At 58.1% G+C, this 22,628-nt stretch carries 22 protein-coding genes and 1 pseudogene; 11 read left to right on the top strand and 12 right to left on the bottom strand.

Annotated elements, in window-relative coordinates; genetic code table 11:
• Window positions 1-32 precede the first annotated feature (32 nt).
• The gene (locus tag G3I74_RS10845; RefSeq protein ID WP_164211597.1) at window positions 33-1,628 is read right to left on the bottom strand and encodes an MFS transporter; all 1,596 of its coding nucleotides are present in this window, start codon (window positions 1,626-1,628) and stop codon (window positions 33-35) included.
• 315 nt (window positions 1,629-1,943) lie between these two features.
• Here G3I74_RS10845 and G3I74_RS10840 point away from each other — a divergent pair, with 315 nt between their 5' ends.
• Window positions 1,944-2,402: a universal stress protein gene (locus G3I74_RS10840; RefSeq protein WP_164211596.1), complete on the top strand. Its 459-nt coding sequence runs from the start codon at window positions 1,944-1,946 to the stop codon at window positions 2,400-2,402.
• A gap of 32 nt (window positions 2,403-2,434) precedes the next feature.
• Window positions 2,435-4,084, top strand: coding sequence for an MFS transporter (locus G3I74_RS10835; protein ID WP_164211595.1), 1,650 nt, complete (start codon window positions 2,435-2,437; stop codon window positions 4,082-4,084).
• 15 nt (window positions 4,085-4,099) lie between these two features.
• Here the strand turns inward: G3I74_RS10835 and G3I74_RS10830 are convergent, their stop codons facing one another.
• On the bottom strand, window positions 4,100-4,543 hold the full coding sequence (locus G3I74_RS10830) for an RrF2 family transcriptional regulator (protein ID WP_164211594.1): 444 nt from the start codon (window positions 4,541-4,543) through the stop codon (window positions 4,100-4,102).
• Window positions 4,544-4,576: 33 nt separating this feature from the next.
• Window positions 4,577-4,981: a nitrous oxide-stimulated promoter family protein gene (locus G3I74_RS10825; RefSeq protein ID WP_164211593.1), complete on the bottom strand. Its 405-nt coding sequence runs from the start codon at window positions 4,979-4,981 to the stop codon at window positions 4,577-4,579.
• 144 nt (window positions 4,982-5,125) lie between these two features.
• Between G3I74_RS10825 and G3I74_RS10820 the strand changes: the two genes are divergently transcribed.
• From G3I74_RS10820 to G3I74_RS10810, 3 genes are read left to right on the top strand one after another with little or no spacing between them, the layout of a single operon-like run.
• Window positions 5,126-5,725, top strand: a complete 600-nt coding sequence (locus tag G3I74_RS10820) for a TetR/AcrR family transcriptional regulator (RefSeq protein WP_164211592.1) — start codon at window positions 5,126-5,128, stop codon at window positions 5,723-5,725.
• 27 nt (window positions 5,726-5,752) lie between these two features.
• Window positions 5,753-6,880, top strand: coding sequence for an efflux RND transporter periplasmic adaptor subunit (locus G3I74_RS10815; protein ID WP_164211591.1), 1,128 nt, complete (start codon window positions 5,753-5,755; stop codon window positions 6,878-6,880).
• Window positions 6,877-9,954 (top strand): efflux RND transporter permease subunit, encoded by a 3,078-nt coding sequence (locus G3I74_RS10810; RefSeq protein WP_164211590.1) that lies wholly within the window; start codon window positions 6,877-6,879, stop codon window positions 9,952-9,954. The genes G3I74_RS10815 and G3I74_RS10810 overlap by 4 nt, the downstream gene beginning before the upstream one ends.
• Before the next feature lie 13 nt (window positions 9,955-9,967).
• Here G3I74_RS10810 and G3I74_RS10805 read toward each other — a convergent pair whose 3' ends face one another.
• The 3 genes and pseudogenes from G3I74_RS10805 to G3I74_RS16115 form a co-directional block, all read right to left on the bottom strand.
• Window positions 9,968-10,441 carry a hypothetical protein gene (locus G3I74_RS10805; RefSeq protein WP_164211589.1) on the bottom strand — a complete coding sequence of 158 codons (474 nt, stop codon included), beginning with the start codon at window positions 10,439-10,441 and terminating at the stop codon, window positions 9,968-9,970.
• Between the two features lie 103 nt (window positions 10,442-10,544).
• The gene (locus G3I74_RS10800; protein ID WP_420823078.1) at window positions 10,545-11,183 is read right to left on the bottom strand and encodes a methyltransferase domain-containing protein; all 639 of its coding nucleotides are present in this window, start codon (window positions 11,181-11,183) and stop codon (window positions 10,545-10,547) included.
• A 6-nt stretch (window positions 11,184-11,189) separates the two neighbouring features.
• Window positions 11,190-11,354, bottom strand: a pseudogene (locus G3I74_RS16115) (TehB-like domain-containing protein); the annotation flags it as partial.
• A 318-nt stretch (window positions 11,355-11,672) separates the two neighbouring features.
• On the opposite strand from G3I74_RS16115, the gene G3I74_RS10795 reads away from it, so the two are divergent.
• Window positions 11,673-12,098: an OsmC family protein gene (locus G3I74_RS10795; RefSeq protein ID WP_164211587.1), complete on the top strand. Its 426-nt coding sequence runs from the start codon at window positions 11,673-11,675 to the stop codon at window positions 12,096-12,098.
• An 85-nt stretch (window positions 12,099-12,183) separates the two neighbouring features.
• The gene (locus tag G3I74_RS10790; protein ID WP_164211586.1) at window positions 12,184-12,654 is read left to right on the top strand and encodes a CopD family protein; all 471 of its coding nucleotides are present in this window, start codon (window positions 12,184-12,186) and stop codon (window positions 12,652-12,654) included.
• A 126-nt stretch (window positions 12,655-12,780) separates the two neighbouring features.
• Here G3I74_RS10790 and G3I74_RS10785 read toward each other — a convergent pair whose 3' ends face one another.
• Window positions 12,781-13,125 carry a DsrE family protein gene (locus G3I74_RS10785; RefSeq protein ID WP_164211585.1) on the bottom strand — a complete coding sequence of 115 codons (345 nt, stop codon included), beginning with the start codon at window positions 13,123-13,125 and terminating at the stop codon, window positions 12,781-12,783.
• A 113-nt stretch (window positions 13,126-13,238) separates the two neighbouring features.
• On the opposite strand from G3I74_RS10785, the gene G3I74_RS10780 reads away from it, so the two are divergent.
• Entirely contained in the window at window positions 13,239-14,018 is a 780-nt protein-coding gene (locus G3I74_RS10780; RefSeq protein ID WP_338063097.1) for a sterol desaturase family protein, read from the top strand.
• Between the two features lie 845 nt (window positions 14,019-14,863).
• Here the strand turns inward: G3I74_RS10780 and G3I74_RS10775 are convergent.
• The 4 genes from G3I74_RS10775 to G3I74_RS10760 all read right to left on the bottom strand — a co-directional run bounded on the left by G3I74_RS10775 (window position 14,864) and on the right by G3I74_RS10760 (window position 19,494).
• Entirely contained in the window at window positions 14,864-16,093 is a 1,230-nt protein-coding gene (locus G3I74_RS10775; protein ID WP_164211583.1) for an ISL3 family transposase, read from the bottom strand.
• A 542-nt stretch (window positions 16,094-16,635) separates the two neighbouring features.
• Window positions 16,636-16,878, bottom strand: a complete 243-nt coding sequence (locus G3I74_RS10770) for a chaperone NapD (RefSeq protein ID WP_164211582.1) — start codon at window positions 16,876-16,878, stop codon at window positions 16,636-16,638.
• Window positions 16,875-17,129, bottom strand: a complete 255-nt coding sequence (locus tag G3I74_RS10765) for a hypothetical protein (protein ID WP_203594673.1) — start codon at window positions 17,127-17,129, stop codon at window positions 16,875-16,877. Before G3I74_RS10765 ends, G3I74_RS10770 begins: the two co-directional genes overlap by 4 nt.
• A gap of 58 nt (window positions 17,130-17,187) precedes the next feature.
• Window positions 17,188-19,494 (bottom strand): molybdopterin oxidoreductase family protein, encoded by a 2,307-nt coding sequence (locus G3I74_RS10760; RefSeq protein ID WP_164211580.1) that lies wholly within the window; start codon window positions 19,492-19,494, stop codon window positions 17,188-17,190.
• A gap of 187 nt (window positions 19,495-19,681) precedes the next feature.
• Here G3I74_RS10760 and G3I74_RS16340 point away from each other — a divergent pair, with 187 nt between their 5' ends.
• Both G3I74_RS16340 and G3I74_RS10750 read left to right on the top strand, forming a co-directional pair.
• Entirely contained in the window at window positions 19,682-19,903 is a 222-nt protein-coding gene (locus G3I74_RS16340) for a nitrous oxide-stimulated promoter family protein (protein ID WP_420823077.1), read from the top strand.
• Window positions 19,904-19,982: 79 nt separating this feature from the next.
• Window positions 19,983-20,333: a hypothetical protein gene (locus tag G3I74_RS10750; RefSeq protein ID WP_164211578.1), complete on the top strand. Its 351-nt coding sequence runs from the start codon at window positions 19,983-19,985 to the stop codon at window positions 20,331-20,333.
• 16 nt (window positions 20,334-20,349) lie between these two features.
• On the opposite strand, the gene G3I74_RS10745 is transcribed toward G3I74_RS10750, so the two are convergent.
• Complete coding sequence (locus tag G3I74_RS10745; protein WP_164211577.1) at window positions 20,350-21,024, bottom strand: tetratricopeptide repeat protein; 675 nt, start codon at window positions 21,022-21,024, stop codon at window positions 20,350-20,352.
• Between the two features lie 260 nt (window positions 21,025-21,284).
• Between G3I74_RS10745 and G3I74_RS10740 the strand changes: the two genes are divergently transcribed.
• The gene (locus G3I74_RS10740; protein WP_164211576.1) at window positions 21,285-22,583 is read left to right on the top strand and encodes an ammonia-forming cytochrome c nitrite reductase subunit c552; all 1,299 of its coding nucleotides are present in this window, start codon (window positions 21,285-21,287) and stop codon (window positions 22,581-22,583) included.
• The last annotated feature ends 45 nt before the right edge of the window (window positions 22,584-22,628 follow it).

The raw sequence follows: 22,628 nt of genomic DNA, 5'->3' as shown, positions 1-22,628 counted from the left end.
CAGCCCACTCGGGCAGCTTGATTTGAAAACACTCAGGGATTTTTGATGTAGGCGTCAGCGCGTAGGTAGAACCACCAATTGACCACCAGGCACAGCGCGTAGAAAGCGGCAAAACCGTACATCGCCACCTGCGGCGTGCCGGCTTGAATCTGTTCGCCCATCACGCGCGGTGCGATAAAGGCGCCGTACGCGGCCACCGCCGAAGTCCAACCCAGCACCGGACCCTTGGTCTGCTGGTCGAAAACAACGCCGATGGTGCGGAAAGTCGAGCCGTTGCCGATGCCGCTGGCGGCAAACAGAAGGATGAACAAGGCAATGAAAGCAAAGAAATAATCGTTGGGCGAGGCCGATTGATAAGCCAACATCATGACGTAGCCCACCACGATCGCAGCCACAAGCATGATCAAGGTGATGATCTGGGTGACGATGGAGCCGCCCACCTTGTCCGAAAGCCAGCCGCCAACCGGGCGAATCAGCGCGCCCACGAAAGGCCCCATCCAGGCGTAGGTCAGCGCACTCGGCGCATCCGGGTTGGCAATGCGCTCACCGTCAACCATCATGTTGCCAAAGAGCACCTCAATCGACAGCGGCAGGGCCGCAGAGAACCCGATGAAAGAGCCGAACGTGGCGATGTAGAGCACCGTCATCGACCAGGTGTGTCTGTCGCGAAAGATGGCGTACTGGGCCTGGATTCCGGCGCCGACCTTGCCCGGCAGCAGGCGCATGAACCCCAGCGTGAGCAGGATGATCAGGGGCAGCGCCAGCCACATGTTCAGCACGCCCAGACCGACCGGGCTCGGCAAGAACAGGTACAGGCCGATCCCGGCAGCCAGAAATCCGATGCCGTACAGCCCCAGGATCTTGCCGAAAGCGACCAGCGGATGGCCGGGATCCGGCGTAATGGTGCGCAGGTTGTTCATCCCAAACCAGCAGGCCAGGCACAGCGGGATGAGAAATACAAGCCAGACAAAGCCGGCATTCTGGATCCAGGTCTCGGTGCCGGCGTCGATGCGGCCGATCAAGGTACCGCTAGCTCGCTCGAGCACCATGGCGTCGCCGGCGATCATTCCAAACACGCCGACCGTCATCACCAGCGGGATGAGAATCTGCATGAAAGTCACGCCGAAATTGCCGAGACCGGCGTTCAGGCCCAGGCCCAGGCCCTGCTTGCTTTTGGGATAGAAACCGGAAATATTGCTCATGGAACAGGCGAAATTGCCGCCACCGATCCCGGACAGGAAGGCCAGCACCTGGAACACCCACAGCGGGGTCTCTTTGCTCTGAAGGGCCAGACCGGCGCCGAGCGCGGGAATAATCAGCAGCGCCGTGGTCAAAAAGATCGTATTTCGACCGCCGGCAATGCGGATCATGAACGATGCCGGGATGCGCAGGGTCGCGCCGGTCAGGCCAGCAATCGCGGCCAGCGTGAACAACTCCGTTTCTGTGAAGGGAAAGCCCAGATTGAGCATTTGGGCCGCGACCATGCCCCACATGATCCAGATCGCAAATCCCATGGCCAGACTGGGGATTGAAATCCACAGGTTGCGGTTGGCCACGGCCTTGCCGGTCGATTCCCAGAAGCCCGGATCTTCCGGTTCCCACTTCTCGATATCCCGATTTAGCGCCACGTCGGTCTGCTCCTCGCTGCTTGATCCAAGTCGTTTGTAATTACCCGATGTGGGCAATCTAGTCTGTTGGACGGCGAACAAACTTGATTTTGGTCAAAAACGGCTATTTTTTTTAGCTGTTAAGACGAGGGAGTTGAATTTGCGACCGGCGCCAGAATCCGGCTATCACCTCAAATAGTTGTTTATAAACGTTTTATTCTCTTTATGCTGATAAGGTGCCTGTTTCTTTCTTTGATCTAGATCAATATTCGTTTACTCCAGAAAGGATTTAATAGAGGTCACTTTTGCGGCAAATGCCCGTTCTGGAGCACGAAAATGCAGATCATGCTGGCCTATGACCATTCCCGGAATTCACGCATCGTGCTCGATGGGACGAAGCGGCTTTTCAAGGACTCTCAACCGGAAATCACGCTGATCTGCGTGGTCGAAGAGCCGCGCAGCTCAACCAGCGTGGAGGATCACCTGTTCCAGAGTTCCTACGATGAACTCAAGACCGGCGCCGAAACGGCCGCGGCCGAGCTGACCGACGCCGGCTTCCCGACCCGCGTCCTCATGGCCGAAGGAGATGCTCGAAAAATGATCCTGAGGGCAACGCTGGAGCGCAATCCCGACATGCTGGTGATGTGTCGGCACAGCCATAAGGCCGAGGGCGGGTTCTTTTCGCGCACGCTCGAAGGACTGGTCGAAGAGTTCGATCACATGACCTTTGGCTCGGTCAGCGCATTCCTCGCCCGGCGCGTCCAGTGCCCGCTGCTGATCATTCCCGCCCCCTAAGTTGAGCATTTTGTCCTAAGGAAATTCCGCCCGTGAGCATCAGCGACCTTTTCAAATTCAAAAGTCCGGAAATTCGTGCACTGCACCTGACCTGGATCGCTTTTTTCATCAGCTTCTACGTTTGGTTCAACATGGCGCCGCTGGCGACCAGCATTTTGCGCAGCGCCGACTGGCTGACCAGCGACGATCTCCGGCTCTTTGCCATCGCCAACGTGGCCCTGACCATCCCGGCGCGCATCATTGTCGGCATGGCGCTGGACCGATTCGGACCGCGGCGGGTGTTTTCGATCCTCATGGTGCTGATGGCCATTCCGGCGCTGGTGTTTGCTTTCGGTACCAGCAAAGAGCAAATGCTCATTGCCCGCCTGGTGTTGAGCTCCATCGGCGCGAGCTTTGTGGTCGGCATCCACATGGTTGCGCTGTGGTTCAAGCCTAAAAACATCGGGTTTGCCGAAGGCCTTTACGCCGGATGGGGCAACTTTGGGTCGGCCGCCGCCGCGATGACGCTGCCCACCATCGCCCTGACGCTATTTGGCGGCGACAACGGCTGGCGCTACGCTATTGCCACCTCTGCCGTCGTGATGGCCGCCTACGGCGTGTTCTACTGGTTTGCCATCACCGACGGTCCCAGCGCCGATACCCACCGCAAACCGCGCAAGGCCAACGCGCTGGAGGTCAGCAGCTGGGGCGATCTAGCCCTTTTGATCGTGTTCACCATCCCACTGGTCGGCGTGCTGTCGATTCTGGTCTGGCGGGTCCAGAACATGGGTTATCTGGATGGGCTGACCGCGCTCTACCTGTACCTGGCCATTGCGGCCACGGTGATCTACCAGATCGTCCAGATCCTGCGGGTCAATCTGCCCCTGTTGCGCCAGGGCGTGCCGGAAGACGACCGCTACCCGTTCAAGAGCGTTGTTGCCCTCAACGTGACCTACTTCGCCAACTTCGGGGCGGAGCTGGCTGTGGTTTCGATGCTGCCGATGTTTTTCGAGATGACCTGGGGCCTGGGTGCGGCCGCGGCCGGTGCGATCGCGGCCTCGTTCGCGTTTGTCAACCTGTTTGCCCGACCCATGGGCGGGCTGGTCTCGGACCGCTTCGGCAATCGGCGCTTCGTGATGCTGGCCTACATGTTCGGCATCGCCATCGGCTTTTTGCTGATGGGTCTGCTCGACAGCGATTGGCCCTTGTTTGTCGCCATCGTGTTCACCATCTTCTGTTCATTCTTCGTCCAGGGGGCCGAGGGTGCAACCTTTGGCATTCTGCCGTCCATCAAACGGCGCCTCACCGGCCAGATCTCAGGCATGGCCGGCGCGTACGGCAATGTGGGTGCCGTGGTCTACCTCTTTGTCTTCACCTTCGTAACCCCCTCCCAGTTTTTCTTTATCATCGCCGCCGGCGCCTTTGTCAGCTGGCTGGTCTGTTTGTCCTGGTTGAAAGAACCGGAAGGTGGCTTTGGCGATGAATACTGCGTTTCTTCGGTCGACCAGGCCATTGCGCAAGAGGCCGAAATTCGACGGCAAACCCAGGACCAACTCGGTCTGGTATTCAGCGAGAGTCAAACCCTGGAGCTTTCGGAAAAGGGCGCTGGGCTGCAGCTGGTGGCCCGATTCAACAACATCGAGGACGTACAAAGGGCGCTGGATCGTCTGCAGCAGCAAAATGCCCCGGTCCGGCCAGGCTGAGGTTGCGGTTAAGCGTTAAGGCGAGATGTCGAGCAGTTCCCGGAGTTGGGCGACCTGCTCCGGCTCGCCCACGATATCGGCCAGCGTGTAGCTATCAAAAGCCTTCAGGGCTGCGGCTCTGACCTCGTGGACGACGCGACGTAGCCGACAGACCGGCGTAATCACGCATTCATTGTTCGGCCGCATGCACTCCACCAGGTGCATATCCGGTTCTAAAAGACGAACCACGCTGCCAATGACCACGGTTGCCGGATCGCGAATCAGCTTGATCCCGCCACTTTTGCCGCGGCGGGTTTCCAACAGGCCGTTGGCGGCCATCGCCTGGGCGGCCTTTTTCAGGTGCGCCTTGGAAACACCATAGGCATCGGCGATCTCACCCAACGAGGCGCTCTGCCCCGGGGTACTGGCGAGATAAATCAGCAGCCGCAAGCCGAGATCCGTGTATTGGGTGAGTCTCATGGGATCAGTGATTCCGGTTGTTCTTGGGGCAATTCAGCGGCTACGGGAATGACGCCGCCGCTGCTCCATCGGGTGTTCGACCCGGTGGCGCTTGTCGAGCAGGTGCATCAACGAAAGCCAAGGATGGCGCCAGACCATACGCGGTCCGGCAAAGCGCATGACCTCGCGCGCGTGCTCGCGCTGCGCTCTTTTATAACAATGCACCGGGCACTTGGCGCAGGTGGGCTTGTCTTCTCCGTAGGGACATTTCTCAAGGCGTTTGCAGGCGTAGTCCAGAAAGGCCTGGCATTCAGGACACACCGCGCCCGAAGGCGCCTGGCCCGGGTGCTTTGCCCGACACCAGATACGCACCATCGCTTCCATGGTGCGGAATTCACGGCGCAGACGTCCTTTCAGGGGCGTCGTTTCGGGCGGCAAAGGGATGGATTGCTGATTCATGGCGATATGCTAGCGCGATGTCTTGTCGCGGAACTTGAGCCAAATCAAACATTCTTGATATCCCTTTTAGCCCAAAACCGGCTTGCAACCGAAGCTGGACGCGAGTAAGGTAAGCAATTACTTACTTACTCTAGAGTCTCGGGCATGCGCAAGAGCGGAGAACAAAGGCGCGAGGAAATCGTCCAGGCCGTCATCGAGCTGGCCGCTGAATCCAACAGCGGACAGATCTCCGCGCAGGCGATTGCCGATCGCGTGGGCATTGCACAGCCCACCGTTTTCCGGCATTTCAAAAACCGCGATGGGATTCTCGAGGCGGTCGCTCAATGGATCGCCCGCAACCTGCTCGGCACGGTGAACTCCGTGGCGACCGGCGCCGGTCCGGCCGACGGTCGGCTGCGCCTGCTGCTGGCCAGGCAGCTTTCTTTTGTTGCCAGCCATCCCGGCCTGCCTCGGCTGCTGTTCTCCGAGCGCCTGCATGAGGAAAACGCCCGTCTGAAGCAGGCTGTGCGCACGATCATGGACGACTACACGACCATTCTCTCAGGCCTGCTGCGCGAAGGGATTGTCGATGGGACCTTTCGATCGGATCTGGAGGTAGAACAAACCGCTCGACTGATCCTGGCCATGATTCAGGGGCTGGTCATGCGCTGGTCGATCCATGATTTCGAATTCGATTTACCTGGGCAGGCTGATGTGATCTGGCATCTGCTTGAGCGCGCGCTCACCAGGGACTCAGCCCAGTAACGCCAACGACGCGGCCAGGACTACTGCATGTCATTTTTTCCAAAACTCTCGAAGGCAGGTCTTCTGACGCTGATTGCCGGGCTGGCACTGGTGGTCATCATCGGCCTGGCGACTTTCAATCGCGTTCAGGAAAAACGCCACCCTGAACTCGCTCAGGCTGCACCCCCGGTGCCGGTGCGCGTTGAAACCGCTGCCGAAAGCGTTTTCCAGGTCGAGAGGAGCTGGCGGGGCAGTCTCGAAGTCGAACAACGTGCCGCGCTATCGGCCCAGCTGAGCGCAAATGTTCTCGAACTGCCTTTTCGTGAGGGAGAGCGCGTCGAGGCCGGCAGCGTCGTCTTTCGGCTCGATGACGCTGAACTTGTCTCCGAGCAGGCGCGTCTGCAGGCCGTGTCAGAAAGAATTGACGGGGAACTGGAAACCGCGCGACACGAGCTGGCTCGCCAGCAGGAATTGTTCTCTAGAGAACTGGCATCGGAGCGCCTTTTGGAACAGACCGCTCAGCAGGTGTCGTCGCTGGCCGCGCAGCAGCGTGAAGCCGAGGCCAACCTGAACCTGGTCAGGACTCGTCTGGCCTATACCGTCGGCCGAGCGCCCTTCGATGCAAGAATTCAGCAGCGCTTCGTCAAGCGCGGTGAGCTGGCTCGGCAAGGCTCGCCCATCATTGAGCTGGTCGCCGATCAGCAGCTCGAGGCCGTGGTCCATCTGCCGCAAACCGATGCGGCGGGCATTCAGCCCGGCCTTCCCGTGACGATTCATGTCCCCGCAATCGAGCGGCAGTGGGAAGCAAGAATCGATCGAGTCTACCCGGCGCTGGCTCCGAACACGCGCAGCGCCACACTGGCGGTGCTCATCCCTGAGCAAAATGATGATTTAAAGCCGGGCATGGCCGTCATCGTGCGCGGGCGCGTCCTGTATCGCGAAGCTGCGATAAGCGTTCCCGCGCAGGCGGTTCATGAGGATCAGAGCGCCAGCTGGCTCTACCTGGCCGGCGGCGACCAGGCCCGTCGACGCTCGGTGCAAACCGGGCCAGGCTCGGATGGCCGCGTTCTGATCGAAGAAGGACTGACCGTCGGGGACATCGTCATTACCACCGCCGATCCCCGCCTCGGCCATGAGGTCCCCATTCGGGTAGTACAGGAAGCGCCAGGCCCGTGAATCGCTGGCCGAAGTGGGTGCTGTCCCATCGTCACGCGGTGATCGCCCTAATCCTCGCGCTGCTGGTGCTGGGCATACAGGCGCGCTTCGAGCTGCCGGTTCGGCTCTTTCCCGACACTGACCCGCCCACCGTCACCGTGATCACCCAGTTTCCCGGCATGGCAGTCGCAGACGTCGATACCGACCTGACCCGACTGCTGGAGGAGGAATTCGCCAGCCTCGATGACATGACGCGTATACGTTCCAGCAGCCAGACCGGGCTTTCGGTCATCCGGGTCGAATTTGCCTTCGACAGATCATCCAGCTTGGCCGCGGTCGACGTACAAAACGCCATCGGACGGGTGCGCCAGGAGTTGCCGGCCAGCATCAACGAGCCCCAGGTACTGGAATTCTCGACGGCCGACAAGCCCATCGTGACCCTGGCCATTGCCGCCGACAGGCTGCCCATGCCTGAAGTGCGCGAGTTGGCCGACAACGCTGTGCGCGACCGGCTGGAGCGCGTCCCCGGGGTGGCCGCCGTCGACATCTTCGGCGGCCACAAGCTGGAGCTGCACGTCGCCGTGGGTCGCGACCGGCTGGATGCTACCGACATCGACATGCAGACAGTCATGGCCGTGCTGGATGACTGGAATCTGAGCGCACCGGGCGGGCGCATCGACTATGGGCAACGTGAGACGGTTGTGCGGTTCGATGCCCCGCTGGCCTCGCCGGAAGGGATCGGACGACTTGTGGTGCGCTCGCAAGACGGCCGGTTGATTAGACTGGAGGAGCTCGCCGAGGTCACGCTCCAGGCCGGCGAGCAAAACTCGGCGTACCGGCACAACGGCCGCGACGCCATCGCCGTGCAGATCCTGCGGCGCGACGAGGCCAACACGGTCGAGGTGGCCGCCGGGGTACGGCAGGCGGTCGAAGCACTGGCCGCTGAACTGCCCCAGATCGAAATCACGATTGCCGACGATGACTCGGTTTTCACCGAGCAGGTCATTTCAGACATGACCCGAACCGTGGCGGTGGCGGTGGGGCTGACCATGCTGATTGTCCTGCTGTTTCTTGCCGACTGGCGCCAGGCACTCATCATTGCCCTGTCGATACCGGCAGCATTCCTGACGACTTTTGTCCTGATGCAGTTGGCCGGTCTTGATCTGAACATGGTCACCATGTCGGCGCTGATTCTGGCGATCGGCCTTTTGGTCGACGACGGCATCGTCATCCTCGAGAACATTCACCGCCATCTTGTCGAGCGGGACGTCACCTCCGCGCGAGCAGCCCTTGAGGGAACCGGAGAAATCCTGGGCGCCAAACTGGGCGGCACCCTGACCACCCTGGGCGTGCTCGTTCCGCTGACCTTCATGGGGGGCTTCATCGGCGAGTTGTTCGGGCCGCTGGCCATGACCCTGGCGTTTGCGCTGGCCTCGTCATTTGTCATGTCGGTCACCCTCATCCCCCTGCTGGCAGTTTGGTGGCTGAAACCGGAAGCGCCGCAGACAGCCCGAAATCCAATGACCCGGGCCGTGGATCGAAGCCTGCGCGTAATCCGCAAAGGCTATCTGCGCGCGCTATGGGCTGCTTTGCGTCATCCGATCATGATGCTGGGGCTCGCTGTGCTGTTGCTGATCGCCAGCATCGGCATGCTGCGCCTGATCGGCAGCGAAATGCTCCCGCGGTTCGACTCGGGCAGCTTCCAGGTCGTAGTCGACACCGTTCCCGGTACGCCAATCGAAAACACCGTGGCCACCATGCAGGTGATCGAGGACGATCTGGTCGGGCGCGATGAAGTCCTTGAAGTCGGCGTTCGCGTCGGACATGAACCCGGCGCAAGATCCATGGGGCAGCGCGGCGCCATGAACGCCAACCAGGCGGAAGTCACCGTCCAGCTGGTGCCCCGGACCGAACGCGAGATCAGCCAGTGGGCACTCATGGACGAGGTCCGCCGCAGCCTGGAGCAAACGCCGGGCGTGATGCTTGGTGTTCCGAAAGAGATGGGCGGAACGGCGCGCAGCAGCACCGCAGCACCCATCGTGGTTCGAATCTCCGGCGAGGATATCGTCGGGCTCAGCGAGCTCGGTGATCAGCTTGTCGCTCATCTGGCCGGGATACCCGGCATCAGCGATCTGTACAAGGACTGGTCGCTGGACACGCCGGAAGTCCGGGTGCAACTGAATCATGATCGGGTCAGCGAACTCGGCTTGAGCGCCCGGGCGGCCGCGGTCACCGTGCATCGCGCCATCGACGGTCATGCCGCAACCCGCTATCGGCAGCAACCCCGGCGCGACCTCCAGGTGGTCGTTCGGTATCAGCCAGACCAGCGCGAACAGCTCGATGACCTGGGCGAGATCGTGTTGAACACGCCCAGCGGCAGCGTCCCGCTGCGCGAGATCGCCACCCTGAAAAGCGCGCAAGGCCCGCGTTTGTTGACCCGGGAAGACGGTCAGCGCACGCTTGAAATCCTGGGATACCACACCGGCCGACCCCTATCGGCGGTCGTTGCCGACGTCGAAGCACGCCTGAGCACGTTTGAAAGCCCGCAAGACATGCAGGTTCGGCTCGTCGGCGAGCAGCAGGATTTCGGGGAAGCACGCGCGAGAATGCTCAGCACGCTGATGCTCTCAGCCCTGGCGGTCTATCTGTTGCTGGTTGTCCAGTTTTCCAGTTTCATCCATCCCGCGACCATCATGGCCGCGATTCCACTGCAATTCATCGGGGTTGCCTCAGCCTTGCTGCTGGCCGGGAAATACGTCTCCATGCCGGCGCTGCTGGGCGTCATCTTGCTGGTGGGCATCGTGGTCAACAACTCCATCATTTTGCTTGACGTGGCGCGCCAGCGAAGAGCGAACGGCGCCAGCCCCCCGCGCGCCGTGGCAGTGGCCGTCGCCACCCGCATTCGCCCAATCCTGATGACTGCACTGTCGACTATTGCCGGAATGCTGCCTCTGGCCCTGGAACTGGCCGTGGGGGCAGAACGCTTTTCGCCGATCGCAACGGTCATCATCGGCGGCATTCTTGCCGCCACGGTGCTGACCCTGGTGGTTGTACCTACTCTGTTCGTCCTCACCGAGCGGTTCGCGAAGACCTAACTCTGATCCGAACCTATATCCAACCCGGATGATCGAAATACTCCGGATAGACATCAAGCACCTGATGCAGTGCGTGAAGCCCCTCGTAGGGCTCGGTCTCGGCATCTCGCAGGGATGCGACAGCACCCAAAGCCGCAGCGAGCAACTTGTGCAACTCGGCATCGGCTTGTGAAGACAGCTGGCAGTTGGCGAACATGAAGTCAACCTGATCGCTGACCTGATCGGCCAACTCGGCAGCCGACTTCTGGTCGAACCGGTCGTTGCGGTAGTCTTGATGATGCGCTTGGAACGCCTCGCGTATGCCCGCCATTCCCTGGCGCAGCGACGCGTCGGTAGCCCAGCGTTCGCCCTCGTCCAGCTCCAACGCCAACGATCCAGCCTCGGGGGACGCTTCGTGATCGTGGTGATGGTCATGCTGAGCGATGGCCGGGGAGACAATCAGCAGCATAAACAGCATGCCGCAGCTCGTTAAGGTTATGTTTTTCATTCCAGAATCTCCTATGAGGAAAGCACTGCCGTAGGCAGAGCGTACAGCTTATTCACGCGGCGATGTCCCCTCATTTGCGACCCGGCTGCCTTCGACGGGCCCGTCAGGGAGGCGGACGTTTCTGCGCCAGGAGCGTCGCGAATTGCCCCTGTATCGGCTTGCCGTCTGCGCCTCTTCTGGTCAACTGGCCGTTGTTGACCCGGTAGTCGATCAGGGACCAGCCCCGATGCTGGTACCAGTGAAAAAGCTGGTCTTTGCTCGGCAAAAAGGCGAAGTTCTCAGGGTAGCCAAAGATCTCCGAGGCCACGGGAAAAACAAAAAAGTGGAACCCACCAGCCGCCGTTGCCTCGCCCAGCTCCGCCAGCAATGAATCAATGCGCTCCGGTTTCAGGAACTGAAGGGCAACGGTCGCAACCACGGCGTCGAACTCGCCGGCAGCAAACGGCAGGCGTTCGTGCAGGTCATGGTTGAGCAGCGTTAAGTCGTCGAGGCCTTCCTGGCGGGCGATGGCCTCGATGCGTTCGAGTTTTTCGCTCTTGTTCTCAACCCCGGTCACCGCATGGCCCATTTTGGCCAGGAAGAGCAGGTTTCGCCCGCTGCCGCAGCCAATGTCGAGGATGCGATTAAGCGAGCGATCCCGCAAGGAGTGCAGATAGGCAGACAACAAATCGTCGTGCACATTGGAAAGCTGGTATTTTTTCTCGAAGTACCGGTGCGGTTTGCAGTAGCACGATACCTCGATGGTGAATTTCTGGCTGAGCCTCTCGATTTGATGCAATGCCGCCGGCGGAACCGTCAGCCCGGCATTGCTCCCAGCGTCCAGTGCGTGTTCAGACAAGACCGTGCCCGTCTGGTCCACGAATCTCAGACAAACCCTGCCCTCGGTGACCTGCAAGTGCGCCCAGCTGCCCGCCTCCTGAACGTGTTACTCCGAGAAAGCCTCCAGGTCTCTGGCAGCCCCCAGCACGGACTGCTGGTAACAAAGTAGTTGCTCGTCCATTTTGAGGTTTTTTTGGTGTTGAGGCATTCGACCAAGATAACTCATCAAGCCGCGCTAAATGCTTTTCTGGACAAGCATTTTGAATTGATTCGCTGTGCAGAACTAGTCAGAGGTACTCAGAAAGCGCCGCCAAACAAATCTTTAGGAGGCAATACCCGAAAAAGCCGGGTCAGATTTCGCGCTCGTGTTACGTTGGAGCCATACTCGAAGTCAATCTGGAGAAACGACGTTATGAAACGCAACGCACGCGCACGCTGGGAAGGTGGCCTAAAAGATGGGGCCGGCACGCTATTTACTGAAAGTGGTGTCCTGAAAGACCAGCAATATTCTTTCCGGACCCGTTTCGAAGACGGCAAGGGAACCAATCCCGAGGAACTGATCGGTGCCGCACACGCCGGCTGCTATGCCATGGCGCTTTCACTAATTCTCGGCGAGGCCGGTTTCACGGCCGACTACATCGACGCCGAAGCAGTCGTTGAGCTCCAGGAGGTCGATGGTGCGCCAACCATTACCTCGGTGGCTTTGAACGTTGTGGCCAAGGTGCCCGAAGCCGACGACGAAGCATTCCTGAATGCGGCCGAGGCCGCAAAAAAAGATTGCCCGGTCTCACGACTGCTCAACGCCAAGATCAGCCTGGATGCCCGGCTCGCTGGCTAGGCTCGTTGGCACATCCACCAGACAATGGCCTAGTTTGACCAAGTGTTAATGACCTACCCTAAGCCACCGCGAACCGAGCCAAATCATGCCCTCCAGCCTCGTCTCTGCACTTATCGCCCTCCACGCAGTCGCTGCCACGGTTTGGGTTGGCGGGATGTTTCTTGCCTACACAGCGGTTCGGCCCGCAGCGGGGGCCGCACTGGAGCCCCCGGAACGCGGCAAGCTTTGGCTTGGAATCTTCGCGCGCTTCTTCCCGTGGGTCTGGATCAGTATCTTGGTGCTGCTGGGCACCGGATTCGCTTTGATTTTCGGGGTTTACGGCGGCATGGCCGGCGTCGGTGGCCACGTTCATATCATGCTGTTGGCCGGCGTCATCATGATGGGGTTGTTCGCCTATCTCTATCTGTTGCCTTACCAGCATATGCGCAGAGCTGTCGCCGCCGCGGACTGGGCCGAGGCTGGACGGCGGCTGGGGCGGATTCGTAGCATCATTGCGATCAATCTGACGCTCGGGCTACTTACCATCGCAATCGGCTCAGGAGGCCCCTTGTGGTGACCTGCGGTCAGGCAACCGTCGCCCCTCGGTGAAACTGCAAGCTCGACCACCAAAATCCCCAAGTACAGCCATCGCCGTGTCGTGGCGGATTTAACCAGGCAGCTCAGCCGCTTTCGGGTGCAAGAATCAGAAAACCAGGACCTTGTCGGCTTGCTCGGTGGCTTCAGCCAGGGCATCCATGGTACTGCGTTGAGCGCCGTTTACCATCTCATCGTCAGTTAAACCGCGGGCGTCCATGCAGGTACCACACAGCAGCACCCGACCTTTGATGGTGACCCGCTTGACCATGCGCTCAACGTTGTAGAAACCATCCGGCGTCTTCTGGCCGCTCTTGGCGCCGGATACGGCATCACCCATCAGAAAAACCGTGACTGCCGATTCTCGCTTGATCAGCGCATGGGCCATGCGCAGGCCGTTATACAGGCGCTCGGTACCATAGGGCGGGTCGTTGATGATAATGAGAGTATTCACAGGTTTGGCTCCTTTACAGGTTCAATCAGACTATAGAATATAGGATCGTATCTTTTCATGGCACGAATGGAACGCTGATGACACAAGAGCCACTGATTAGGATCGCTATCTTCGTGACCGTCCTGCTGGGGATGGTGATGTGGGAGATCTTTGCTGCGCGGCGACCCCAGCGGATTGATCGCTGGCAGCGCTGGCCCAACAACCTGCTGATTGTCGTTCTGGACACGCTCGCGATTAGATTGGTCTTCCCCCTCGCCGCTGTCGGGGCGGCCTTGGTCGCCGCCGAACAAGGCTGGGGCCTCTTCAACCTGATTATGGTTCCAACGTGGCTGGCGATATTGGCTTCTGTTGTGGTGCTGGATCTGGCCATCTATTTTCAACACCGGGCGTTCCACGCCATTCCGTGGCTCTGGCGCCTGCATCGGATGCACCACACAGATCTGGAATTCGACGTGACCACCGGGCTGCGCTTCCATCCTCTGGAAATCCTGATCTCGATGGGCATTAAGCTTGCCGCGGTGACTCTGCTCGGGGCCCCCGCCCTAGCAGTGCTGATTTTCGAGGTGTTACTTAACGCCACCTCAATGTTTAATCACGGTAATGTCCGCCTCCCTATAAAACTCGACCGCTGGCTTCGCTTGGCCGTAGTAACACCCGACATGCACCGGGTCCACCACTCCATTGTCCGAAAGGAAACTGACAGCAATTTCGGCTTCAACCTACCCTGGTGGGACCGCCTTTTTGGCACCTATCGGGATCAGCCAGCCGCTGGACACCTGGGCATGACCATCGGAATCGAGGTCTTCAGGGAAACACGCGAATTGAGGTTAGATCGACTCTTGATTCAGCCGTTCGTCACCCCTCCTCTCGACGTGCAGAAAAATATCTATTGAGGTGGACCCTTTCGCTTGTACAGTTTTTTTACACCATAAGACGTCATCTGTGCGCTATGAGTAGCGTCGGCTCTCAAGGAGCAGGCGATGAAGGCAGGACTTCATCGCGGCGAGTCTCTTACATGCCGATGTTATGCCTCGACCAGAAATAAGCAGCCAACGTTCCAAGCTCAGGGCTCGTTTCTTACTCCTGATGGGCAGCGTCCTCATCATCGCTGGAGCAGCGTCCGTTGGTTTCTATTCGTTCGAGGCAGGGTCTGTCGCAGGGTCAGCTGATCAATCGATGACCTTCTGGATGCTGCCCTTTCTACTGAGCGGGCTTCTACTGGTCGGTTTCGGGGTCATACTGCTGGTGTTCTGGAGACTCCTGGTCAAAGCCGACAGGAAACGCTGACGCTTCACGACAGGTCATTGACCATTGCACGCACGCTGATGCCTTTCGCTGCAAGTAGCTGGAAATTTTGCTTGAGGGCGTCATTGAACTCCTCGTCGGTGAGGTATCACACGGTTTTTAGCCGCCTCGGCTTCGACCTTGTCACCGTAGCCCTTCCGGTTTCGTTTGCCGGCCTGCCCCATCAGTCGCCCTTCTGGACAGCAAGACTCTGCGGAATGGGGCGGAAAGTTTGAAATTCACATCAGTCAGATCGTGCAGTGGAAACAGCAGGCACTGGCGAACATGACCACGGCATTCCATAAAGACGCCGGGGCACACTTCGGAGGCCGAGATCAAGGCGGGTTCTACCCCGTTGTCCCGGACGGTTCACAGAAGCCCCATAACCGGGTTGAATGAGTGCATATTTCCCGAAATGAAGAAAGGGCTCTTCACTGAATCGTGTGGGTAGCACTTATTTCTGTACCGCCTCTGGGTAGAGGTCGAGCCCGCCCAAATGAAAGTAGATCGCAGCCTTGAACCGCTCCTTGTTTCGGAATCCACGGGCATCGCGCTTGATTTTCTGGATCATTGTGTTGAAGCCCTCGGCGCGGGCGTTGGTCGCCCCGGTCACCACAGCCGTCAGGATGCCCTCGAGGTGACGCTTGATCATTCTCGCCACCTTCTTGACCGGCTCAAGCCGGGAGCGGATGGCCCAGCTATACCAACTCATCCAGGCCTTTCGTGCCCAGCCTCTGACCTTGTAGCCCCACAGGCACATGGCGTGGGTCTTGATCGCCCAGGCTCGGGCGGTCTTCAGGTTCGCGGATTTGAGCTCTTTGAGGCGGCCCCAGCTCTTGTCGGTCATATTGTCGGGATGCTGCAGCCACAGGTAGCGGCTCTTGGTCAGGAGCGAGCCGCCTTCAGCCGCCAGCAGGGCTTTGTGTTCACTGCGGCGGACCTTGTCAACGGCGTCGCCGAGGTGCTGGGCGACGTGGAACTTGTCAAAGGCGATCTTGTAGTCTGCGCCGGGAACATGCGCCAGCGTGGAATCAATGAACGGGCCCCACATGTCCATGGCTACCGTGCGCAGACCGGCCAGCGCCTCTGTCGGCTGCGCCGCGTACCAGGCATCCAGGGTCGCGCGCTTGCGGTCGTCGGCCACATGCAGCACCCGATCGCCACTGCTGATGACCGTCACGTACTGGTGCCGGCGCTTAAACGCCGTCTCGTCAATGCCGATCGAGTTCGGAAACGCCTGATCCCGGCGCGCCAGGCCGCGCGCCACCGCACGCTCCTGGACACCGCTGACCGCCGACCAGCTCAAACCCAGCTGCTCCGCCACTTCCGAAATCGTGCCGATCTTCAGCCAGTCGATCACCAAAGCCTCAAACAGTGCGGTCAGCCGACTGTTGCTCTCCGCCCACGGCACCGGCACCTGATGGACGCCGTGCTCCGGGCACCGAACACGCGGTACTTGCGCGACCAGCCAGGTCTTGTATTGGCAGGTATCCAGGTGCCGCCATTTGCGCTCGCGGGTGTCGTAGCCCGGACAACTCGCACCGCACTCCGGACAGGCCAAGCCCTCTCCCGAATGTCGGATATGGACGGTGACACCGGTTGCCGGCAGGTCGACTTGCACTTTAGAAACCTCCCAAGGCGCCTGAATACCCAAAATCTGGCGGTAAAGCTCGCGGTCGTGCATGGACGGGACTCTCAGCGGGGCCAGCCCGTAGGCTATCCGAACCGGTCAACGTACACAAAATCGAATTGCGAAAATAATATCGTAGGAGTGAGACTGCTTGCTCAGTCATCCCCAGCCCGGAAACCCTGAATCACGAATCACGAATCAACATGATTTTTCGAAAATGATGTTCCCTTCTTTCAGCCGTTCGGAGAAACGAAGATCCTATACATTCGCGAAAACACCGAGGCTGAAATGAAGAAACATTCCACTAACCTAGCCAGGCGCCGTTGATTCCGATGGCTAGGGCGGGCGGGCGGAACAAAGCGCGTATAAACGTTCCTCTGGACGCTGATGACATCTATTCTTGGAGAGGGGGTATTGTGGTTCAAGATTTCGGAAGGCTAGCTAGCATGATGGTTTACTCGAAATAAGCCCGACCCCGATCAAGGTTTTCGCGGGCTATGGCTCTGACCATTACGATCATCCTGCTATTGAGCATGACCACGCTCACTATGAGCGCAATCTGGTTGGTCTTTAGGCTAATGTGAGCTTCTCGTTTGTTAGCACGGCGCTTCATCGTGACGTCCAATAAAAGTCGGATAGATGCCTTGAATGGCTTCTAGTTCTTGCTGCCAAGCCAAGCTCTGATCAATCATGTTTTGATTGCTCGCAGATTCGATCACAAGAGCCAGGTTTCCCGGTTCAATTTTCTCAATGAAAACCCCAGGTGAGCTCGACAGATGTCGAGCGCAAGCATCCTCAGTTCCTGGCGTTACTTTTACAACCACCCCAGAAACGATCATTGATCACCCCTGTTCTCTTCGACGTTCTGGGTGTGGCATATCAGGCAGCTCTCAATTTTGGCGGGATGAGGCGGAATTTCCAGCTGATGACACGTTGAGCACTGTGTATACGATCCATCCAGCTCATGCGGAATGCCACCTGGTTTTGCCGGAATCTTTTTGTCTTCAGTGATCTCGGTACTATCGGTTAACTTCACTTCCGCTGCATGGATCCAGCTGACTCCGGTATATGCCAGGGTGGCCGCAACCATGGCTGCGATGCTCAGTATGGTGCACGTTTTCATAAATACACTCCAAAAAGTAAGCCACTTAAACCTTTTCGATCTTACACGCCGATATCTTGTATTCCGGCTGATGAGAGACCGGATCGGTCGCATCGCTGACCAGAATATTGACCATTTCGGCGGGGTTTTGATCGTGGAAGTTCATGTAGAGCAGGCCAGGCTGTGGACGACCGCGCCCGTTAAGAACGACTCGAGTTTCAAGTTTGCCGTGCGCCGATGTAAGGCGTACATTGTCCCCATTAGTGATGCCGAGTCGCTGGGCATCTTGCTCATGCATCTCAACAAACCAGCGTTGGCCGCTCTGATAATACTCGGGAATCTTCTTAAGTGCCGGCACGGTACCCGTCATGGTCATGGTATGCCACTGTTCTAGCAATCGGCCATTGGTCAGAACAAATGGGAACTCGTCAGACGGTTTCTCAGCAGCATCAGCCTGCGGACGCAGGAATACGATCGCTTTTCCATCTGGTTTGCCGTAGAAACGAATGCCCTGCTCCACGTACGGGTCATAAGGGGCAGCGTAGCGGATCGAGGCTTCTTTACCCATGCCGTCACCAACAACGGGCCAGCGCACGCCTCGCTCGGCTTTCAAACGCGAAAAGGGCGCGACGTCATAGCCCGTTCCCACCGTGCAACGGCGATATTCCTCGTAAACTTGTTCGACGCTTTTGTAATCGAAGGAATCGCCATAACCCATCCGCTTGGCTACTTCCAAAATTGCCCAGTGGTCACTCTTAACCCCACCTGGCGGGTCGATCGCCTTGGCCATGTGCTGCGTGCGCCTCTCGGCATTGCCGTAGATGCCTTCTTTCTCACACCACAGAGCGGCAGGTAGAACGACATCCGCCAGTTCGGTGGTCCGGGTCGGGTGAAAGGTCTCCGACACGACCATGAAGCACTTTTCCATACCCTTTCGATATTTATTGACATTCGGTAGGGACTGCCCCGGATTTGTACACATGACCCAAAGGCCCTTGATCTCTTCGTCGACCGTAGCTTGAAACATCTTCATCAGAGGCTTGCCAGGCTTTGGCTGAATGCGATCGGCTGGGATTCCCCAGATGTCTGCAATTTCCTTTCGGTGCTGTTCATTGGCCACAAAGCGGTGAGCGGGAAGCAGGTGGCAAAGCGCGCCAACCTCCCTGACGCTGCCGCATGCGCTGGGCTGGCCAGTAAGAGAGAATGGCGTTGAGCCCGGACGACAGAGCTTCCCGGTGATCAGGTGCAAGCCATTGATCAGATTGTTGACCCACTGACCGCGTGACCTCTGATTAAGCCCCATGGTCCACATTGACATTGTTTCCCGATTCTTGTCACCGAATAGTTTCGCCACTTGTTCGATGAGAGCTGCGGGCACACCAATCTCATCAGCGACTTTTTCCGGAGCATAGTCCTCGAGGAAGGACATGTAGTCCTCCCAAGACTTGCCTTCCGAGCCTTCCTGGAAGTTGATATGCTGGTCGATAAATGCTCGATCATGCATTCCGTTTTTGACCATGACATAGGCCATGCTGTTGAGCAGGGCCAGGTCCATGTTGGGCTTAAAAATGACCTTGATGTCCGCGGCGTCAGTCGAGCGGGTTTCTCTCGGGTCGCAGACGATGATCTTGGTGTTGGGCGCGTTCTTGCGCCTCTCCAGCACTCGTGCCCAGATGATCGGGTGGGCTTCAGCGGGGTTGGCGCCAATGAAAAAGAACACGTCCGCCTTATTGAGGTCGTCATATGTGCCGAGCGGTTCATCCTTACCGAATGTCGAGACATAACCTGCTACTGCACTGGCCATGCAGGTTCTTGGGTTTCCCTCTACATTGTTCGTTCCGATAAATCCCTTGAAGAGTTTATTGTAGAGATAAGACTCATCCATGCTGCACTGACCAGAGCCGTAAAAGCCCAAGGCGTCTGGACCATGGGTATCCCTGATTTCCGAAAAACGATTGCCAATGAGATCCAGTGCCTCTTCCCAGTTGGACTCAACAAGCTGACCATTTTTTCTAATCAATGGGGTTTTTAGCCGACTTTCGGCATACAGCATGTCTGCGAGGTGATAACCCTTGACGCAGAGCATGCCCTCGTTTACTGAATTTTGGGGGTCACCCTTCACGGCAACGGCCATACCATCCTTGACACCGACCATCACGCCGCAGCCGATTCCACAGTAGCGGCAAACCGTTTTCTTCCAATGGTCAACGGAGTTCGCAGCATCAAGATGGGCCATAGACTCAGGAGACATGCCTTGTTGTTTTTGAGCGTCTTGAGCAGACAGTTTGGAAGAAAGTGCGCCTGCTGCTGCAGATGCGGCAGTGGCGATCAATATTTGACGTCTGGTAAACATGCTTGGGCTCTCCTCAACGGGGCTGGCATTGGGCGAGCCTTTGCGCGTTGTTAAGGCTCGCGCGAAACAGAATGATCAGACCCAAGAATGGCATGACAATAAACGTCTTAGCTTTGATCTAGGTCAAGTTCTGGGCAAGATGCATTGTGAATAGTTTGATCAATGATCATCCCTGAAAGTATTATGAATACCTAAAGTAGAAGGCTCTGCCAATAAAGTCCGGCGCAGGCACGACCGTGGTTCTACGCGGCTCGGGGGGCCGCGTATGGTCTGGCGTCACCCCTGGCTGTCGTTGATGCACCTGCTCGACGAGCACCATCGGGTCGAAACTTCCGATGGAACAGCGGCGGCGCCTCTCCCGCATTTGCTGAATCGCCCTAAAAGACAAGCGGAATCACAAATTCCATGAGACTCACCCAATACATGAAGCTCGGCCTAAGGATGTTAGCGACGTTTCGCTATCTTAAATGTACAGGAGTGGCCTACTGATGGGCTGGTTGGTTCTGCCGGCTATTTCCTTCCTGCTGCTGGCGGCACATTTTCTTCGCGACGGCCATTGGCCGATGATGTTGCTGGCATTGGGTTGCATGGGTCTGTTGGCGGTGCCTCGCCCGTGGGCCGCGCATCTCATCATGGTTGCGCTTTTCGCAGCCGCCCTGGTATGGCTTTATTCGCTGGTCTCCATGGCGATGATGCGCTGGACCATGGATTTGCCGTTTCTCCGGTTATCCGTCATTTTATCTGCAGTGATCCTGCTGACGGTGGGCTCGATATGTGTTCTAACGGACCGCCGTCTGCAGTCCTTTTACGGACTCGGCTCACGAGGATCGGATCGATGATCCGGGAGCCGCAGACTCAGGGTTGTTGACGAATTCGATCGCGGGCTCGTTCTGTCTCATTTTCCACGGCGCGATGGATGCTGGAGTCTTCCGGCACCAGCGGCAGCATCTGCTCCCACCAGGCCAGAGCGGTCTCATAGTTGCCCTCTGAGAAGTCGTCAGTCGCCAGTATCCAGAGTGCCTTAAGGCTTTCCGGTTCCAGTGCAACCGCACGCTCAAGCAAAGCCCTTGCCTCCGGCGGCATTCCGGGCAGTTCGCTGCGCAGTTGAAGGGTTTCGGCCAACTCGACATGCAAGAAAGCGCTCTCAGGTCTGAGATACAGCGCGCGGCGGAGTGAGTGTTCGGCGGGACCGTAGTGGCGTAAGTCTTTGTACATCAGCCCCATCCGCTGCCACTTTTCGGGTTGGTCGGGGTTTTTCTCGAGCTCGCGGGCCATCTCGATCATTTGGGACCGGATGAGGGTGATCCGAGGGTCATCGATCTCGGCATCGCCATAGGTGCCGACCAGGAGGTAAAGCAGGACGGTTGAAACCGGAATCAACACAATCAACGCCAGATTCAACGGATGCGGAAGTCGCGGCGTAGATTGCCGGTGCCGAATCAGGTGGTAAACGCTCGGCCATAGCGCAAACAGCAAGGCGATCAGAACGGCCAGGCCGGCGCAGAAGAGGAAGGTTGTTTCACTCGTCATTGGTCACTGGGCCCATAAGTAACATCAGAAAGTATAGAAAGTATGATTATGCGTCTTTTGGGCAGGCTCGGCAAAACCGATTCCGGGGCGAGTAGTGGCCGTAAATATTGCAAAATTATGAATATCGCTCGCCGGCGTTGACAATTTGTTGACGGTTTGGCTATTCTTGAACCTCATATGCATATTTGAAATATTCAGTGTTTTTCATATGCATCGTTCGTCACTGGAAGGTTGTGCTGAATCTGTTCTGAGGAGGGCATATGCGCAAGGAAAACGGGTTTGTCATTTTGCTGATCGCGCTGTGCCTGGGGCTGGCGACCATGGCTGCGGTTTCCAGCAGTCCGACAAATGGGGATAAAGAAAGCTTTGAGGGTTTCGATAGTCTGGACGAGGCCACTGTGACTGAGAACTGGAAGCGCTATTTTCCGGCTCAATACGATGGTTGGATGCGGACCTCGGAAATGCAGGAAACGACCTACGGCGGCGGCGGCAAGGCCGAGGCCGAAGGCATGGACGTCGAGAAGATCAACTATCTGGAAATGTATCCATTCCTCAAGGTCAACTATGACGGATTCGCCTTTTCCAAGGGCTATTACCGCTCGCGCGGCCACTACTATGCGCTGACCGACATCGCCGACACTGAGCGCCTCCCGGACTGGGACAAGCGCCCGGCGACCTGCATCGGCTGTAAAACCACGGATGTGAGCAAGCTTGATGCCATCCACGGTGATGACTGGTACTCGATGCCGTTTTCCAAGGTCATGGGCTCCAACACCATTGGTTGTCTGGATTGTCATGCTCCGGATGACGCAACCGTCCGCCATGCGCGTACCTGGCTGGACGAGGGGCTCGCGCACGGCACATTTGCCAATATTGAACCTGAAGGTCGCACCGATCTGGTCTGCGCCCAATGCCACACCAATTATCATTTCAGTGCCGACACGCGAAAGGTGGAACTGGCCTGGACAACGGGTCTGACTGCCGAAGCCCAGTTAGAGCATTACGATGCTGCCCGCCGGTCGGATGAGTGGGTGCATCCGCGCACCGGCGCGCTGGTCGCCAAGATTCAGCACCCTGAATACGAGCTTTACCACGAAGGTCAGGAAGTCAACGTCCATTCGATGCTCGGCCTGCAGTGCACCGACTGCCACATGCCCAAGGCGACTGATGCCGATGGCGAGAAATACACCGAGCACCATTGGACCAGTCCGCTGACCCATGTGGAAAGCACCTGCATGGGCTGCCACAGCAATTGGGGGACTGATGGCGTTGTTGCTCGTGCTGAAGGGGTGCAGGGCCGCGTGTATGAGAAACAGAACCGGATTGGTCGGGAGTTGGCCGAGTTCATCGACGCGGTGGCGGCCAAGCGTGACAATGGTGGCGTTGACGAAGTGACTCTGACGCGACTGCAAAAAATCCACCGTGAAGCGCAGTTCTACTGGGACTTCATCTGGGTCGAAAATAGCAACGGCTTCCATAATTGGGGTGAAGCCCACCGCGTGCTCGACAAAGCCGAGACCTTGATCAACGAGGGGATGGAAGTTCTCGATAGCGTCTGATTGAAGCCGCCGATTGCTTACTGCGCCGTCTCGTTGTTTCGTGGC

This window comes from Wenzhouxiangella limi, from assembly GCF_010499265.1.
Taxonomy (GTDB): Bacteria; Pseudomonadota; Gammaproteobacteria; order Xanthomonadales; family Wenzhouxiangellaceae; genus Wenzhouxiangella; species Wenzhouxiangella limi.
This window is presented reverse-complemented; position numbering and strand designations above follow the sequence as displayed.